Here is a 15989-nt window from a genome sequence, read left to right as displayed (position 1 = left end):
ATCCCTGGACCGCCGTTAGCATCCTGCCGTTTTCTTGAAGATCTTGCTGTTGTTCTTCTCGCCCTTCTCGAACTTGCAGCGGATCTCGTCCCCTTCCACGATCCGCTTGTCCTTGAACTTGTCGAGGGTCAGGTCGTCGGTGACGAGGATGGTGACCGATTCGCCGCTCTTGGTGTCCTTGAGGACCGCGGTGGCGGATTTGCCGTCGGCGGCCAGGGTGATCTTGGAGAGGGTACCGACCATCTTGATTTCTTCGGCGTTGGCCGGGAGCGAGAGGAAGACGGAGAGGAGCAGGGCGGCGCAGAGTACGAGCAGGTTCCTTTTGGTTTTCATGTGACACTCCTTTTGCGGCTTGCTTCGGTTGTGCGCCGGGCACCAGGTGCCCGGCGCAGGTTGCCGGTTAGAACTTGACGTCGAAGGTTGCGTAGATGTCGCGGGCGACGGAGAGCGGGGTCAGCATCAGCATGCTGGTCTGCTTCACGTCGGAGATCTTCATCGGGGCACCGACCCAGTTGTTGCTGCCGGTGTACTCGAAGTCGTAGTACTGCATGCCGACCCTGAAGAAGGCCTTGGAGAGGTAGCTGGAGATCGGCTTCAGGTTGAGCTCCTGGATCAGGTACGCCTCGTAGACGTTGCCGCGGGTACCGAGCTTGGAGGTCCACATGTCGTCGGCGGCCGGATCGAAGGGGATCCAGTTCTTGGAACCGTGGTTGAACTCGAGGCCCACCTTGGTCTTGGTCGGCTCGTAGTCGTAGCGGGCGCCGAGGTAGACGGCCCAGCCGGTCTTGTCGTTGGGGGCCTCGGGGTTGAAGAAGTTACCGGTCATAAGACCCTGGAAGCCGGCGTTGGAGGAGACGTTGTTGTTCGGGTGGGTGATGCTCATACCGGCGTCGGCGAAGAAGTTGAGTTTCCCCGGGCCGATGTTCTTCAGGGTGCTCATGGCGCCTGCGCCGTACCAGTCGATATCGCCCAGGTTGACGGTGGGTGCGGTGTTGCCGAAGGCGGTGTTCTTCATGACCGGGAAGTCGAAGATGTTGAAGCCGCGGTTCCACTGCAGCCAGACCCTCAGGGGATCGGTGTCCACCGGGAGAACGGCGACCCCGAGCATGTCGGTGTCATTGAGGCTGTTGCCGGGGTTCTCGAAACCGGACTCGAAGCCGCGGCCGTAGCAGATCTTCGCGTAGGCGCCGGGGAGGGCCTCGATGTCGGGGGCGTAGCCCAGGGTCATCCCGTCGAAGGCGTAGTCGACCAGCAGCGACGGGGTCCCGCCGTTACCCGGCCGCTCGTTGTTCAGGCGGACGTTGGAGGGGGCACCTTCGGTGGAGGGACGGCGACCTACCGAGAACCAGATCGGCTGGTCGGCGATGTTGGACCAGGTGGCGTAGGCGCGGTCGACGTTCAGGAAGCTCGAGGAGGGAACGCGGCTCAGGGTGCCGTCGAAAACGCCGACGCGATCGGCGAAGAACGGGGTGGACCCTCCGTTGGTGATGGCGGCGTCTTCCTGGGAACCGAAGACCTTGTAGGCCAAGAGGCGGACGTTGACGGTGACGTCCTGGGTGGCCTTGGCGTGGAGGTTAAGGCCGAAGCGGTTGGTGTAGAGGGTGTCGTTGTTGGGCTTGTAGGCCGGGACGGCCACCGCGAAGTTCTGCAGGCCGCCGAGCATCGCCTGGTTGGTGGGATTGCCCAGGAACTGCTGGGCGCCGGTGAAGGTGGTGGTCCCCCTCATCTGGGTGACGAAGTTCTGGAAGGCCGCCACCTGCGGGCCGAAGCCTGCGGGGTTGTTGAGAAACCCGGCGTTCATCTGGTTCTCGGCGTTGGCGAAGGTGCTGTTGACGTCGGTGTAGGCGACGGTCCGGCCCCACAGGGAGTCGAGCCTGAAGCGGTAATCGCCACCCACCTGCAGCCACTTGCTGAGCGACCTGTCCTCCAGCCGCTCCACCTTCTTGGTCAACTCGTCAACCTTGAGCTGAAGATTCTGGTCGTCCGCCAACGCGCAGGTTGGGGCAACCAGGGACATCAACAGCGCTCCCGACAGAAATCCTTTTTCGACTCTGTTCACTTTTCCCTCCTTGTTTTGTCGTGCTGCCACAGATGTATTCGCTGCTTCCACGGTCAAACCTTAGAACGTCACAATTTTACTCGGCTAATTCTTCCCATGATCCAGAGCGGACCGCTGCATTAATTAGAATAAATTGTGAATCAATCGTATAAACAATCTACCGGAATATTCCAATAATACGATGTTTGAAAACGAAAAAAAGGGAGGTTAAGCGCCATTCTTAATGAGATGCACATCCACCTCGCCTTTCATCTTGCCGTATCGGCATAAAAGTCGTGAACTTTACTAAAAAAACGTCTGTACCACATTTAGCAACTATCAAGCCAAACCACTGCTTTCCCCTGATTACCGCGGTTTAGCTCGCGGGTGCCCGGGGGGCTTTTGCCATATGGCGGGATGGCACGGTCATATCACGGGGAGTTATTTCGGCACGGGAATCGTCCCTCGGGGAAAACGGAGTGGTCGCCGGGAGGGAGGGGAAAGGGAAAAACAGCCGGGGGAAACACGCACCATTTTAGTCAACTACTTCATTAAATCACCGCTCAGCAAAACGGTACCATCACTTCTTTCTGAACATGCACTGCCCACCCTCGCTGGAACGGCAGAGGAAGGCGATCGCCGCGACCGCCAGCCAGACCAGTATGGTTACTGCCACCAAGATCTTCACCTGAACCTCCCTGGGTACCGGCCGATTTCCTCCCGCCGGGAGGCGGTAAGGGCCAACCGCTCCCGGGGCCGGTGCCCCTGGCAGAACCGGTACGCGGCCCCAGTATATGCTTTTTTGAATATATTACAAGTGGAATTAGACTGGCAGAGTCGCAGGTGTGGCCGCCACAGAGTCCACTGGGGGGGGGAGGTGGTAAAAGCTGGTTTCGGGGGAGACCGGCGGGAAATTACCGCGGGCAGCCTTCGCCCGCCGCGAACCCTTCCGGCATCAGCTTCACGAGGTTGCGTCCGGCCTGCTTCGCGCAGTAGAGCATCTGGTCGGCCAGGTTCACCAGCCGTTCCGGGAAGTACTCCCGGCTCGGGACGAGCGTGGCGCCGCCGATACTGACCGTGATGACCCGGGCGGTCGGAGAGGCGGGGTGGGGAATTCCGAGCGCCTGGATGCCGCTTCTGATCCTCTCCGCGGTCACCTCCGCGCCGTCATGGCCTGCCCCGTGGAGCACGCAGGCGAACTCCTCGCCGCCGAAGCGGGCCGCGAAATCGGTCCCCCTGAGCGAGTCGTGGACCGCATGGGCGACCTGGCGCAGGCACTCGTCCCCTTCCAGGTGCCCGAGGGAATCGTTGTAGAGCTTGAAGTGGTCGATGTCCATGAGGAGCAGGGAGAGCTCCCCCTTGGAGCGTTCCAGGCGGAGCCATTCCCGGTGGAGATGGTCGTCGAAGGCGCGCCGGTTGGGGATCCCGGTCAGCCCGTCCAGGAGGGCCAACTGGGCGTACTTCTCCCTGAGCCGTTTGAGCTCCAGCTGGGTGGCGACCCGGAGGCGGACCACCTGGGGGTGGAAGGGCTTGGTGATGTAGTCGACCGCCCCCGCCGTGAGGCCGGCGATCTCGTGCTCCTGCTCGGAGAGCCCGGTGAGGAAGATGACCGGTATCTCCTTCAGGAGGGGATCCTCCTTGAGCTCCTCGCAGACCTCGAGGCCGCTCAGGTCCGGCATCAGGACGTCCAGAAGGATCAGGTCCGGTAAGAGCCGTTCGGCGAGCTCCAGCGCCTCGCGGCCGTTGGTGGCGAAGCATATGTGGTAGTCGTTCTCCAGCGCCTCGGTCAGGATGGCGATGTTGACGGGCATGTCGTCCACCACCAGGATGGTGGGACGGTCTCCGGGACGATGTATCATGGTTCCTCCCTCACTCCGCTGTCGTAGCGGATCTTGAGCTCCCGGGCCAGGGTTTCCAACTCTCCGAGGGCCTTCTTGAAATCGAGCGCATGCAGGCTTTGTTCGAGGGACTCGAGCCGCCCCCCGGGAGGTAGCAGTTCCTTTAAGGAGGCGAAGGTCCGGCGGGCCTCCATCCGGTTGAGAGTTAGCTGCCCTGCCAGCTCGCCGAAGAGCGCCCCGACCTTCACCCGCCCCTCGTCCCCCGGTACATCACCGGCCGCTTCGCTTGGCTCCTGCGGCAGCAGGCGGACCGCGGCGGCCACCTCCTCCAGCGCGCGGGAGAGCGATTCGAGCAGCACCGCGTCCACCTCCAGCTTCCCCTTCCCCTTCTCCAGCTCCTGTTCGACGGTCCGCGCCGCCTCGGCCACCCGGAGGGCGCCGATGTTGCCGGCGGTCCCCTTCACGGCGTGGGCCAGGGAGCGGATCCCCTCCTCGTCTCCGGTTTCCGCCATCTGCCGAAGCCGCTCAACCGTGTTGGCGTTCTGGCGGCTGAACATTTCGAGCAGCGAGGCGAAGAGGCGGGCGTTTCCTCCCAGGCGCTCGAGGGCGGAGGGGACATCGATGCCGGGGAGCTCGGGAGGGAGGATGGCGCTCCCCGGTCTCTCGGGGGGCGCCCCCCCCTCCCCTTCCGTCCGCCGGCGGGGAGCCCACTTGAGGAGCAACGAGGTGAGCTCGCGGGGGTCGATCGGCTTGGCCAGGTGGTCGTTCATACCCGCCGCCAGGCACTTGGCCCGTTCCTCGGCCAGGGCGTGCGCGGTCATGGCGATGATGGGAAGCTCGTCGCCACCGGCAAACTCCCTGATCGTCCTGGTTACCTGGTAGCCGTCCAGCCCCGGCATCTGGATGTCCATCAGCACGAGGTCGAACTGCCCCTGGCGTACCGTCTCGACCGCGGTGGCGCCGTCCCCGGCGATCTCCACCACGCCCCCCGCCATCTCGACCATCTCCCGCGCCACCTGCTGGTTGATGACGTTGTCCTCCACGATCAGCACCCGGGTCCCCGGCAGGCTCCCCCGTCTCACCCGCGGAAGCGGCCTGACCGGACGCCGGTCGAACGCCTGCTCGGGAAGGCCGAGGAGCTTGCCGAGCGTCTCGAAAAGGACCGGTCCCTGCACCGGCTTGGTCAAAAAGGCGGCCTTGGGGAGCGCCGTCACTTCCCGCCTGAGATCCTCGTTGCCGAAGGCGGTGACCATGATGGCGGCGGCGGGCTGCGGCAGGGCCGCCTCCCCCCGTATCCTCCTGAGGACCTCCAGCCCGTCCATCTCCGGCATCCGCCAGTCCAGGATCACGAGGTCGTACGGCTTTTCCCCCGCCTCCGCGGCGCGGCCGAGCTCGGCGATCGCCTCTCCCCCCGAGGCGGCGGCGGAGACCAGGCAGGAGAACGAGGTGAGGAGGTTGGCGAGGATCTTGCGGGAGACCTCGTTGTCGTCCACCACCAGCGCGCGCCTGCCGGAGAGGTCGCGGCGCTGCGCGGCTCCCGGCGCCGGACGCGCCTCGGCCACCCCCATGGTGAGGGTGAAGGAGAAGGAGCTCCCGTTACCCGGCTCGCTCTCCACCTTCAGCTCGCTTCCCATAAGCGACAGCAGGCGGGTGACGATGGCAAGCCCGAGCCCGGTCCCTCCGTACTTCCTGGTGATGGAACTGTCGGCCTGGGAGAACGGCTCGCAGATCCGCGCCCGTTGCTCCTCGGTGAGGCCGATGCCGGTATCGCTCACCGAGAACGTGAGAGCGATCTTCCCCTCCGCCATCTCCCCCGCCTGCCGCACGGAGATCACCACCTCCCCCTTTTCGGTGAACTTCACCGCGTTGGAGGCGAGGTTGCCGAGCACCTGGCCAAGCCGCAGCGGATCCCCCAAAAGCACCAGCTGCCGGCCGGCCGGCAGCGACAGGAGCACCTCCACCCCCTTCACCTCGGCGCTGCGGCCGACCAGGGTCCCGACGTTGCCGATCACCTCGTCGAGCTCGAAGGGGATCTCCTCCAGGGTCAGCTTTCCGGCCTCCACCTTGGAGAAATCGAGAATATCGTTGATGATCCCGAGAAGCGTCTCGGAGGAGCGGGAGATCTTGGTGAGGTAGTCGCGCTGCTGGGGGGTGAGCCTCGTCTGCAGGGCCAGGTAGGCCATCCCGGTGATGGCGTTCATCGGGGTGCGGATCTCGTGGCTCATGTTGGCCAGGAACTCGCTCTTGGCAAGGCTCGCGAGCTCGGCCGCCTCCTTGGCCTCCCGGAGCGCCTTCTCGGCGTTGATGCGGTCGACGATCTTCCAGACGGCGTCCATCAGGAGGGTGAGCTGCAGGATGTCGGTCTGCTCGTAATCGCTCTCCTTGTTGGCCACCGCCGCCACCCCCACGATCCGCTCCCCGGTGATGACCGGGATGGTGAGGAAGCGGGTGAGGTGGATGTGCCCTTCCGGGTACCCCTTCTTGAGCGGATGGGAGGCCTGGAAATCGTTCATCATGACGGGGCGCCCCTGGCGGACCGCCTCCCCCCAGATCCCGGTCTCTTCCAGCCGGTAGCGGGTGGCGGGGTCCCTCACGTTGCACTCGTTCATCACCTCGTGGGACCAGCTGTTGAGGACGAACTCGCGGCTCTCTTCGTTGTAGTAGTAGACGTAGCCGATCTTGCTGGCGGTCAGGGTGATCGCCTCGTTGAGGGCCTGGTCGAGGATCTCGCTCGGGTCGTCGCCGCGGTACTGGGAGATGGCCAAAAGGCTCTCCAGGCGGGTCTGGTTCTGCCTCAGCTGGATCTCGGCCTTCTTGATCTCGCTCACGTCGGAGATCAGCACGAAGAAGCCGCGCACCTCCCCCTCGGCGATGTCGGGGATGTAGTGGGCCCAGGTGTGGCCGATCTCGCCCGAGGGCTTCACGACCGCCCGCTCGAAGTGAACCGTCTCCCCCTTAAGCGCCGCCACCACGTACGGCTCGTTCCTGCGGTAGAGCTCCTCTCCCAAGAGTTCCCGCAGGTGGATCCCCCGCATCTCGTGGGGGCTTTTGCCGAACCATTCGCGGTAGCCGATGTTGGCGAACCCGCAGTGGAGGTCGTCGGTCCAGTAGCCGACCATCCCCGGCACGTGGTCGGTCAGGGTCCTCAGGAAGCGCTCGCGGGCGATCAGTTTCTCCTCGGCCACCCGCCGCTCGGTGACGTCGCGGGCCGCCGCGTAGATCAGCTCGCCGTACGGGTAGGCGCGCCACTCGATCCAGCGGTAGGAGCCGTCCTTGCAGCAGTAGCGGTTGATGAAGTTCAAGACCGGGCGGTTGAGGGAGAGGTCGGCCATGGCGTTCATGGTGATCACCCGGTCGTCGGGATGGACGAACTCCATGAAATTGGTGGCCAAAAGCTCCTCGACCGTGTAGCCGAGCACGCTCTCCCAGTAGACGTTCAGGCGCCGGAAATTCCCGTTCAGGTCGGCGATGCAGAGGAGGTCCAGGGAAAGGGTGAAGAAGCGGTCGAGCTCGGCGGATTTCTCCCCGAGCGCCGCCTCGTTCCTTTTCTGCTCGGTGACGTCCCGCAAGACCTCGATGGCACCGGCGCGCTCCCCGGCCGAATTGTAGAGCGGCGCGCCGGAGACCCAGAAATGGGCACCCCTGCCGTGGTAGACCGCCGGGGTGAAGGCTTCGGCGTAGAGGACCTCCCCCTTCTTGACGACGTTCTGGTAGCCGGAGGCGAGCTCGGCGTCGTCCAGGTCGAGCAGGTCCAGAAGCTGCGGCCGGCGGTCGCCGTAGAAGGGGACGGTGTAGGCGTAGTCCCCCTGGCCGAGGATCTCCTCCTTGGGGATGCCGGTGACCTTTTCCATGGCGCGGTTCCAGGCGATGACCTTCATCTCCCGGTCGACCACGAAGGTGGCGTCGGGGAGGAAATCGATGATCTCGGTGGTCTGCTGCTGGGAATCGACCAGCGCCTGCTCCAGCTTTTTGCGGTCGGTGATGTCGTAATTGCTGACCCGGCGGCCGTTCACCCTCCCCTGCCGGTCGCAGACCTGGCGGCAGCCGTGGGAAATCCAGCGGACCTCGCCGTCCTTGCGGAAGATGCGGAACTCCACCGAGCACTCTTCGGCGCTGTCGATCGCCGCGGCGTGGCGGGCCAGGGCGCCCTGGTCGTCGGGGTGGACGATGGTGGTCAAAAGGCGGGGGGCGGCGGCGAACTCCCCGGCGGTGTAGCCGGTGATCCTCTCGCAGGAGGGGGACATGTAGATCACTTCCCCGTCGTGCCCCTGCCAGTACTCCCAGCCGTAGGTGAAGTCCATCATGGTGCGGAACTTCGCCTCCTGCTCGGCCAGGGTCCGGTTGGCCTCGGACTGGCGCTGCCAGCCGCGGAAGATGTAAAGGCAGACGATGGCGGTGAAGACGAGGAATAAGATCCCCCGCAGGGGAGCCCGTTCGACCTGCTCGGTCAGCTCCACCGCCGCCAGCGGCAGGACCATCAGGGCCAGGATCACCGCAGCGGTGCGGAGACCGATCGGGAAGGAAAACGATGTCGAGGTGGGTGATTTCTTCGGCACGAGGCCCTCACGTACTTTTTGCCGGAAAACCGACACCGGGCATGCCCGCCGCAAATTTTTTTTTACAGCGATCCGGAGGCCGAACCGTGGGCGCAGGGATACCCCTCCGCCCGCGGAGCCGCACCAGGAGCCGTCTGGCGGCTCACAAGAAGCGCTGACCGTGGAACAATTATGGAACACCGCAGACTTAGTACAAACGACGTTTGCAATTTAGAGACCACCGTAATTAAAGTAGTTTTTCGCCGGTAGGCCAGGTCAGGACACAACAATGGCAGGGGCCACAGGAAGGACCATGTATAAAAAAATAACACTGTCTGAAAAAATTTCCACTGACTGTACCCGCTTATTTTCAGTCATCACCTGTTCGCAGAAAGTAACTTTATGTCACCTCCCAAATATATCACACGCTCTGAAGCGCGTCCCGAACGTGACTGAACGCATTTTATTTTGATGAAGAAGCATTGACATTCACTAAAGCGGTAGTTAGCTATAGCTAATTATGCGCGTTAAACACAGATAATGTCAGTCTGTCAGATGAACCGATGACGTCCGTCAGCCAATCTTCCCCAGGAGGTGGAGCATGAAAGGAGAGTCGGAGTATGCCAGGCAGAAGCTAGCAGGTGTTTCGCGAAGGGAGTTTCTGAAGTTCTGTTCGGTGATGGCGGTGAGTATGGGGCTTCCCCTGACGGCGGGAGCCCGGATCGCCGAAGCCATCGCCGCCGTCAAGCGGCCGCCGGTCATCTGGCTATCCTTCCAGGAGTGTACCGGCTGCGTCGAATCGCTTTTGCGGGCCAACCACCCCACCCTTGAACACCTCCTCCTGGATCTCATCTCGCTCGACTATTCCGAGACCCTGGCGGCGGCCGCCGGGCATCAGGCGGAGGCGGCCAAGGAGGCCTCGATCAAGGCCAACCAGGGGAACTTCATCCTGGTGGTGGACGGGGCGGTGCCGACCAAAGACAACGGCATCTACTGCAAGATCGCCGGCAAGACCGCGCTTTCCATCCTCAACGAGACCGCCCCCCACGCCGCCGCCATCGTCGCCATGGGCTCCTGCGCCTCCTGGGGAGGAGTGGCGGCCGCCGCACCGAACCCGACCCAGGCCAAGGGGATCCCGGAGATCCTCACCGGCAAGAAGGTGGTGACCATCCCCGGCTGCCCCCCTTCCCCCTATAACCTCCTCTCCACCCTGGTCTACTACCTCACCTACAAGAAGCTCCCCGAGCTCGACGAGCGCGGCCGGCCGAAGTTCGCCTACACCCGCCTCATCCACGAGAACTGCGAGCGGCGCCCCCACTTCGACGCCGGGCGTTTCGCCATGCAGTTCGGCGACGAGATGCACCGCCAGGGGGGCTGCCTCTACAAGCTCGGCTGCAAGGGGCCCGAGACCCACTGCAACTGCCCCCAGGTCCAGTTCGGCGACGTGGGGGCCGGGGCCTGGCCGGTCGGGACCGGGCATCCCTGCTTCGGCTGCGCGGAGCCGGGGGTAGGATTCACCACCCCGCTCCATACGCTCGCCACCATCCGCGACTTCACCCCTCCCACCTTCTTCGGCGAGGCCTTCCCGAACAAGCCGGGGGTCCCGGGGAACTTGAAGGCCATGGCCGCCGGGACCGCGGGGCTCGTGGCCGGTGCCGCCGGCGCGGCGCTGTTGACCGGGCTCGGCAAGAACCGCGAGCATCCCCCCGAGACACCTTCCGAAGGATCCGACCGTGACGGCCGCAAGGAGGTGTAGCCATGAGCATCAGCAGACGGAATTTCCTGAAGGGGGCCGCGGGTAGCGGCGTCCTTTTGGCCACCGGTGCGCCCGCCGCCCAGGCCCGGATGTCCAAGGAGCTCCCCCCCGAGGCGGTAGGCCTTCTCTACGACGCGACGCTCTGCATCGGCTGCAAGTCCTGCGTGGTGAACTGCAAAAGGGCCAACAGCGTCCCGGGCGGGGCGCTGTACAAGGAGGGGCTGGTTCCGGCGGTCGCCGATTCCTTCCTCTGCACGAAGAGCGAGAAGAACGCCCCGATGACGCCCCCCTACGAGACCTCCGGGCTCAAGGGGAACGAGGGAGTCTGGGACGCGGCGCAGGATCTGACCGGCAACACGCTGAGCGTCATCAAGGTCTACAAAAACGGCACCGGCTTGCAGAAGGATGCCGCCGTCAACGGGCACGCCTTCTTCAAGCAGCAGTGCCTCCACTGCATCACCCCCGCCTGCGTCTCGGTCTGTCCGGCCGGCGCCTTCCGCAAGGATCCCCACGACGGCACCGTCTACTACGAGGCGTACCGCTGCATCGGCTGCCGCTACTGCCAGATCGGCTGCCCGTTCAACGTCCCGCGCTACGAATGGGGGGCGGTCTGGCCCGAGGTGAGGAAGTGCCAGCTCTGCCGCCACCGCTACCAGGAGGGGAAGTACGCCGCCTGCGCGGAGTCCTGCCCGACCGGGGCCACCATCTTCGGCAAGGTGAGGGATCTGCGCGAGGAGGCGAAGAGGCGCTTCGCCATGAAGGCGGGGACCATGTATGAGTACCCGATCCAGACCCTTGGCTCCACGTTCACCAATCTGCGCCCTTCCGCCGCCTACGCCGACCGGGTCTACGGCCTGACCGAGGCGGGGGGAACCCAGAACCTGATGCTCTCCGGGATCTCCTTCGACCTCCTGGGCTTCAACAAGGACATCCCCTCCTCCGCCCTCCCCGACCTGACCTGGGCCTACATCGCCAAGATCCCCTGGGTCTTTCTCGGGGTCTTCCTCGGGGGGACCGCGCTCCATCAGATCACCAGCCGGATGAACCATTCGGACAAGGAGGGGCGCCATGATTGACTTCACGAGATACGCCGGGGCCAGGGTCGGGGGGACCATCAACCGACTCCTGGACGACAGCCACAGCCGCCACCTGGGGATCAAGCTGGACACCCCGTTCACGCGTCTTTTGGTCGCCCTGATCGTGGTCGCCTTCGCGGTGGCCGTCTACCGGATCGCCTTTGGCCTCGGGGCCTCCACCAACATGACCGACTACTGGCCGTGGGGGCTCTGGATCTCCTTCGACGTCCTGGGGGGGGTCGCCATGGCCGCCGGGGGATTCATCATCGCCGCCATGGTCTACATCCTCAACATGAAGAAGTACAAGTGCATCGCCCGCGCCGCCATCCTCAACGCCTTCTTCGGCTACCTTCTGGCCGCCATGTCCATCTGCCTCGACATCGGGCGCTCCTTCGTCATCTGGCATCCGCTCGTCATGTGGCAGGTGAACTCGATCATGTTCATCGTCGCCATCCACGTGGTCCTCTACACCACCACGCTCGGCACCGAGTCGAGCCCGATGGTCTTCGAAAAGCTCGGGTGGAGCCGCGCCATGGGGAGGGTGAACCGCTGCATGGTGGGGATCGCCCTCTTCGGGGTGCTGCTGTCGCTGTTGCACCAGTCCTCGCTGGGGGCCGTCTACCTGATCGCCCCGAGCAAGCTCTCGCCGCTTTGGTACGGGCACTACATCCCCTACATGTTCCTGGTCTCGGCCATCATGATGGGGCTCGCCATGGTCTGCTTCGAGACCATCCTGACCGGCAAGGTGTTCAACCACAACCCGCCCCGGGACGTTTTGGAGGGGCTCGCCCGCGGCGTGGTCATGATGGGATCGCTCTACCTGGTCATGAAGCTCATCCACCTCTTCACCGGCCCCGGCGTGGGGTACCTCCTCTCCAGCGGCTTACTCGGGGTGCTGTACCTTTTGGAAGTCGTGGTGGGGGTGGCGATCCCGGTGGTGCTTCTCGTCCGGAAGGAGAGCCGCAAGAACCTCGACACCATCTTCGTCGCCAGCATCCTGGTGGTGCTGGGGGTGCTCCTGAACCGGCTGAACGTCGGAGTCTTCGGGATGTCCAGCTACGCCAACCGGATGGGGGCCGACTACTTCCCGTCGGCCATGGAGCTCCTTTTGACCATGGGGATGATCGCCTTCGCCATCCTCGGCTTCAAGCTCTGTGCGAAGTACCTGAACCTGTTCCCGGAGACGCACCATTAAAGAGGCGCCCTCTCCCCGACGAGAGGGGCAAGGGCAGTGTTGCTCCCCCCGAGGGGAGAGCTAAGGGCGAGTTCCCTCCCCACCTGAGGGGGAGGGTCAGGGTGGGGGGGAAGCCGGCTTCGGCACTTGCGTGAAAACGTACCCCACCCCCTACCCCCCTCCCTCAAGAGGAGGGGGAACTGTCGGCAGGAGGGAAACCATGTCAACGAGAATAACGATCGACCCGGTTACCAGGATAGAAGGGCATCTGAGGGTGGATTGCGAGATAAGCGGCGGGACGGTTACCGACGCCTGGGCCTCCGGCCAGATGTGGCGCGGCATCGAAGTGATCCTCAAGGGGCGCGACCCGCGCGAGGCGTGGCTCTTCACCCAAAGGATCTGCGGCGTCTGCACCACCGTACACGCCATCGCCTCCGTGCGCGCGGTGGAGAACGCCCTCAACCTGGAGATCCCGTTAAACGCCCAGTACATCCGGAACATGCTGATCGCCGCCCACGCCATCCAGGACCATATCGTCCACTTCTACCACCTCTCGGCCCTCGACTGGGTGGACGTCACCTCGGCCCTCAAGGGGGATCCGAAGAAGGCGGCCGCGCTCGGCCAGGGGCTCTCCTCCTGGCACCTCAACAGCGTCCAGGAGCTCGCCAAGGCGCAGGAAAAGCTCAAGGTGTTCGTGGCCAGCGGGCAGCTGGGCATCTTCGCCAACGGGTACTGGGGACACCCGGCCATGAAGCTCTCCCCGGAGGTGAACCTCCTGGCCTGCACCCATTACCTCCAGGCGCTCGAGGTGCAGCGGCGCGCCAACATGATCATCTCCATCCTCGGCTCCAAGACGCCGCACATCCAGAACCTGGCGGTCGGCGGGGTGGCCAACCCGATCAACACCGACAGCCCCTCCACCCTCTCGGTGGAAAGGCTTCTGTACGTGAAGAGCCTGATCGACGAGGTGGGCGATTTCGTCAACAACGTCTATCTCCCCGACGTCTGTGCCATCGGCGCCTTCTACAGCGACTGGACCGGCTACGGGGCAGGGATAAAGAACTACCTGAGCGTCCCCGAGTTCCCCATCGACACCAAGGGGACCGTCTTCGAGCTCCCCGGAGGATACCTTCCCAACGCGGCCCTCGGGCAGTTCAAGCCGATCACGGGCTTCCACGACAAGTATTTCGCCGAGGGGGTCAACGAGAGCATCAAGCACGCCTGGTATCAAGGCGACTGGGACCGCCATCCGTGGCAGGAGGAGACGGAGCCGCACTACACCGATTTCCAGGATCGCGGCAAGTACTCGTGGGTGAAGGCCCCGACCTTCCGGGGCGCCCCTGCCCAGGTGGGGCCCCTGGCCAACGTGCTGGCGCTCTACGCGGCGGGGCACGCGCCGACCAAGAAACACGCCGAGAAGGCGCTCTCCACCGTGAGCTCCCTGGCCGGGAGCAGGGTCGGCCTCGACGCGCTCCACTCCACCATCGGGCGGCACGCGGCCCGCGCCATCCGGGCGGCGGTTTTGCACGAGACCCTGGAGAAACAGTGGACGCTCCTGGTCCAGAACATCGGCAAGGATACCGCCACCTTCAACAGGCCGGAGTTCCCCAAAGGCGAGATCCGCGGCGTGGGGATGCACGAGGCACCGCGCGGCGTACTCTCCCACTGGGTGGTGATCGAAGACGGGAAGATCAAGAACTACCAGGCGGTGGTTCCTTCCACCTGGAACGCGAGCCCGAGGAACTCCAAGGACCAGCCGGGGCCGTACGAGGCATCGCTTCGGGGGACTCCGGTCGCGCAGGCCGATAAGCCCCTGGAGGTACTCCGCACCGTTCACTCCTTCGATCCCTGCCTCGCGTGCGCGATTCACCTCGTGGACAAGGAGCACCCGGAAGCGATCACGGTCACCGCGCGTGAGGTGCCGGAATGAACGTATTGGTGATGGGGATAGGGAACCTGCTTCTCCAGGACGAGGGTGCGGGAGTGAGGGTGGTGGAGGAATTCGGGAGAAGGTTCCTCCCCATCCCCGGCGTCCACGTTCTGGACGGGGGGACCAGCGGCATCGAGCTTCTTTCCTACCTGTCGGGGAGGGATGCCCTTATCCTTCTGGACGTAGTCAAGGGAGGCCTCCCCGCCGGGGCGGTCTCCCGCTACGAGGGGGAGGAAGTACCGGCACTCTTTCAGCAGAAGATATCGCCCCACCAGCTCGGGATATCGGACCTCTTGGCCACCGCCCGGCTGATGGGCGAGCTTCCCGCCAAGGTGGTCCTCCTCGGGATCGAGCCGCAATCGATAGGGACGGGGCTGGAACTGACCCGGGAGGTGGCCAGAAGCGTCACCACGGTCGCCGAGCAGGTAGCTGCCGAACTCTGGCAGATGGGCGTACCGGTCCTCCCCCGTCCGGCGTAAGAGGCGCTCGCCTCACCATCGCGAGCACGTGACACTGCTAAGAAGTCTGGGGGAGAAGGAAGCGGCGATGGATGCTACGAAAGTTGAAAGGGGGTCAGGGGAGGACCCGTGAGTCCAAAGGCCAGTCGAGGAGCGAAACGGTCACTTTGCCAGCCAGCTCGGGGTGAAGGGGGTTGAGGATAAAATTCCATCCCATGCCGTTAGGGGTCATCACCGACGGGACCTTCAGGATCGAGGCAACACCGTCATCCAGCCATTTCTTGCCGAACCGGACCGTCGTCATCGGCGCCGGCCGCGCCTGCCAATCGGAAGGTAGGTCGTCAAGGGACGGGGAATAGATCGTGCAGCTGCCGGGTAACGTTATGGTCGCCAATTGGAGATCGGGCGGCGCACAGGACCTGTCCAAGTGGGCCAGGATCTCGAGCATGGCAAGTGACGGATGTTCGGCGGTGTAGAGTGCAGGACGGCCGGAGGGATTCCACCTGCCTCCGGCAATTCGGGCACCCTCCCCGGTGACATCCATAGCGAACGCCCTGGATGAGACCCTGAAGAGTTCCATCAGGCGAAGATCCCGTATTGGATCTTGATCAGCACGGCGTGGACCAGTTCGACTCCTTCACTGGTGTCGAGAAGGCTCAGAGGAGTCTGATCGCCGAGGGAATAATTGGGAGTCTTAAGCCATTGCAGCACCTTGTTGCGGTCCTGAAAGACGTCAAGACACTTGTTGTGGAGCTTTATGACTTGTACCAGGCGGTCGGATACATCTGAGTCCAGCCTGTCGCTGTTTATCAGTCTCTGCGCCGTTCTCGCCTTAAGATGCAAAAGGGGATAGAGCTCACTCAATGACAGTTGCCACTCTTCGGCGACCGACTTGATGGTGCTTCCCGGCAACCCCCTCCTCACTGCCTTGATGATCTCCATCGGATCCGACGGGTTCAAAGCATGTAAGACGTTGGCGGCTTCTTTCGGGTTGTGTCGTGGCCTTGCTGTGGCCGCTCTTTGGATAGCCATTATCGTCTCCTCCCGGCATGCACGTCAAATTGTCGCACACAATACGCCAAATGGCAACCGCTTCCCCAGGGCACCTGAATCGCGGCGGCGCTACCGGCGGTTGATCCAGGACATCCTATAACGCGACGACAGCTTCTGGGTATGGAAGTGCT

11 protein-coding genes are annotated in these 15989 nt (G+C 63.8%); 5 read left to right on the top strand and 6 right to left on the bottom strand.

Features of this window, described 5'->3' with window-relative positions:
• Positions 1-15: 15 nt before the first annotated feature.
• From L4X63_RS11080 to L4X63_RS11065, 4 genes are all read right to left on the bottom strand, one after another.
• Complete coding sequence (locus L4X63_RS11080) at positions 16-333, bottom strand: hypothetical protein (protein WP_250678690.1); 318 nt, start codon at positions 331-333, stop codon at positions 16-18.
• Positions 334-400: 67 nt separating this feature from the next.
• The gene (locus L4X63_RS11075) at positions 401-2059 is read right to left on the bottom strand and encodes a DUF3373 domain-containing protein (protein WP_250678689.1); all 1659 of its coding nucleotides are present in this window, start codon (positions 2057-2059) and stop codon (positions 401-403) included.
• Positions 2060-2952: 893 nt separating this feature from the next.
• Positions 2953-3897, bottom strand: a complete 945-nt coding sequence (locus L4X63_RS11070) for a diguanylate cyclase domain-containing protein (RefSeq protein WP_250678688.1) — start codon at positions 3895-3897, stop codon at positions 2953-2955.
• The gene (locus L4X63_RS11065) at positions 3894-8432 is read right to left on the bottom strand and encodes a PAS domain S-box protein (protein ID WP_250678687.1); all 4539 of its coding nucleotides are present in this window, start codon (positions 8430-8432) and stop codon (positions 3894-3896) included. The genes L4X63_RS11070 and L4X63_RS11065 overlap by 4 nt, the downstream gene beginning before the upstream one ends.
• Positions 8433-9012: 580 nt before the next feature.
• Here L4X63_RS11065 and L4X63_RS11060 point away from each other — a divergent pair.
• The 5 genes from L4X63_RS11060 to L4X63_RS11040 all read left to right on the top strand — a co-directional run bounded on the left by L4X63_RS11060 (position 9013) and on the right by L4X63_RS11040 (position 14826).
• Positions 9013-10167, top strand: a complete 1155-nt coding sequence (locus L4X63_RS11060; protein ID WP_250678686.1) for a hydrogenase small subunit — start codon at positions 9013-9015, stop codon at positions 10165-10167.
• 2 nt (positions 10168-10169) lie between these two features.
• The gene (hybA, locus tag L4X63_RS11055) at positions 10170-11243 is read left to right on the top strand and encodes a hydrogenase 2 operon protein HybA (RefSeq protein WP_250678685.1); all 1074 of its coding nucleotides are present in this window, start codon (positions 10170-10172) and stop codon (positions 11241-11243) included.
• Complete coding sequence (nrfD, locus tag L4X63_RS11050) at positions 11236-12438, top strand: NrfD/PsrC family molybdoenzyme membrane anchor subunit (protein ID WP_250678684.1); 1203 nt, start codon at positions 11236-11238, stop codon at positions 12436-12438. The genes hybA and nrfD overlap by 8 nt, the downstream gene beginning before the upstream one ends.
• Before the next feature lie 199 nt (positions 12439-12637).
• Positions 12638-14347 (top strand): nickel-dependent hydrogenase large subunit, encoded by a 1710-nt coding sequence (locus L4X63_RS11045; protein ID WP_250678683.1) that lies wholly within the window; start codon positions 12638-12640, stop codon positions 14345-14347.
• Entirely contained in the window at positions 14344-14826 is a 483-nt protein-coding gene (locus tag L4X63_RS11040; RefSeq protein ID WP_250678682.1) for a HyaD/HybD family hydrogenase maturation endopeptidase, read from the top strand. Before L4X63_RS11045 ends, L4X63_RS11040 begins: the two co-directional genes overlap by 4 nt.
• A 94-nt stretch (positions 14827-14920) precedes the next feature.
• Here L4X63_RS11040 and L4X63_RS11035 read toward each other — a convergent pair whose 3' ends face one another.
• Together L4X63_RS11035 and L4X63_RS11030 are read right to left on the bottom strand one after the other, a co-directional pair.
• A complete protein-coding gene (locus tag L4X63_RS11035; RefSeq protein ID WP_284694582.1) occupies positions 14921-15385 on the bottom strand; it encodes an RES family NAD+ phosphorylase in 465 nt (154 codons plus the stop codon).
• A complete protein-coding gene (locus tag L4X63_RS11030) occupies positions 15385-15837 on the bottom strand; it encodes an Xre family toxin-antitoxin system antitoxin (protein ID WP_250678680.1) in 453 nt (150 codons plus the stop codon). Before L4X63_RS11030 ends, L4X63_RS11035 begins: the two co-directional genes overlap by 1 nt.
• Positions 15838-15989 lie beyond the last annotated feature (152 nt).

The organism is Geomonas sp. Red32 (genome assembly GCF_023652955.1).
Taxonomy (GTDB): domain Bacteria; phylum Desulfobacterota; class Desulfuromonadia; order Geobacterales; family Geobacteraceae; genus Geomonas.
This window is presented reverse-complemented; position numbering and strand designations above follow the sequence as displayed.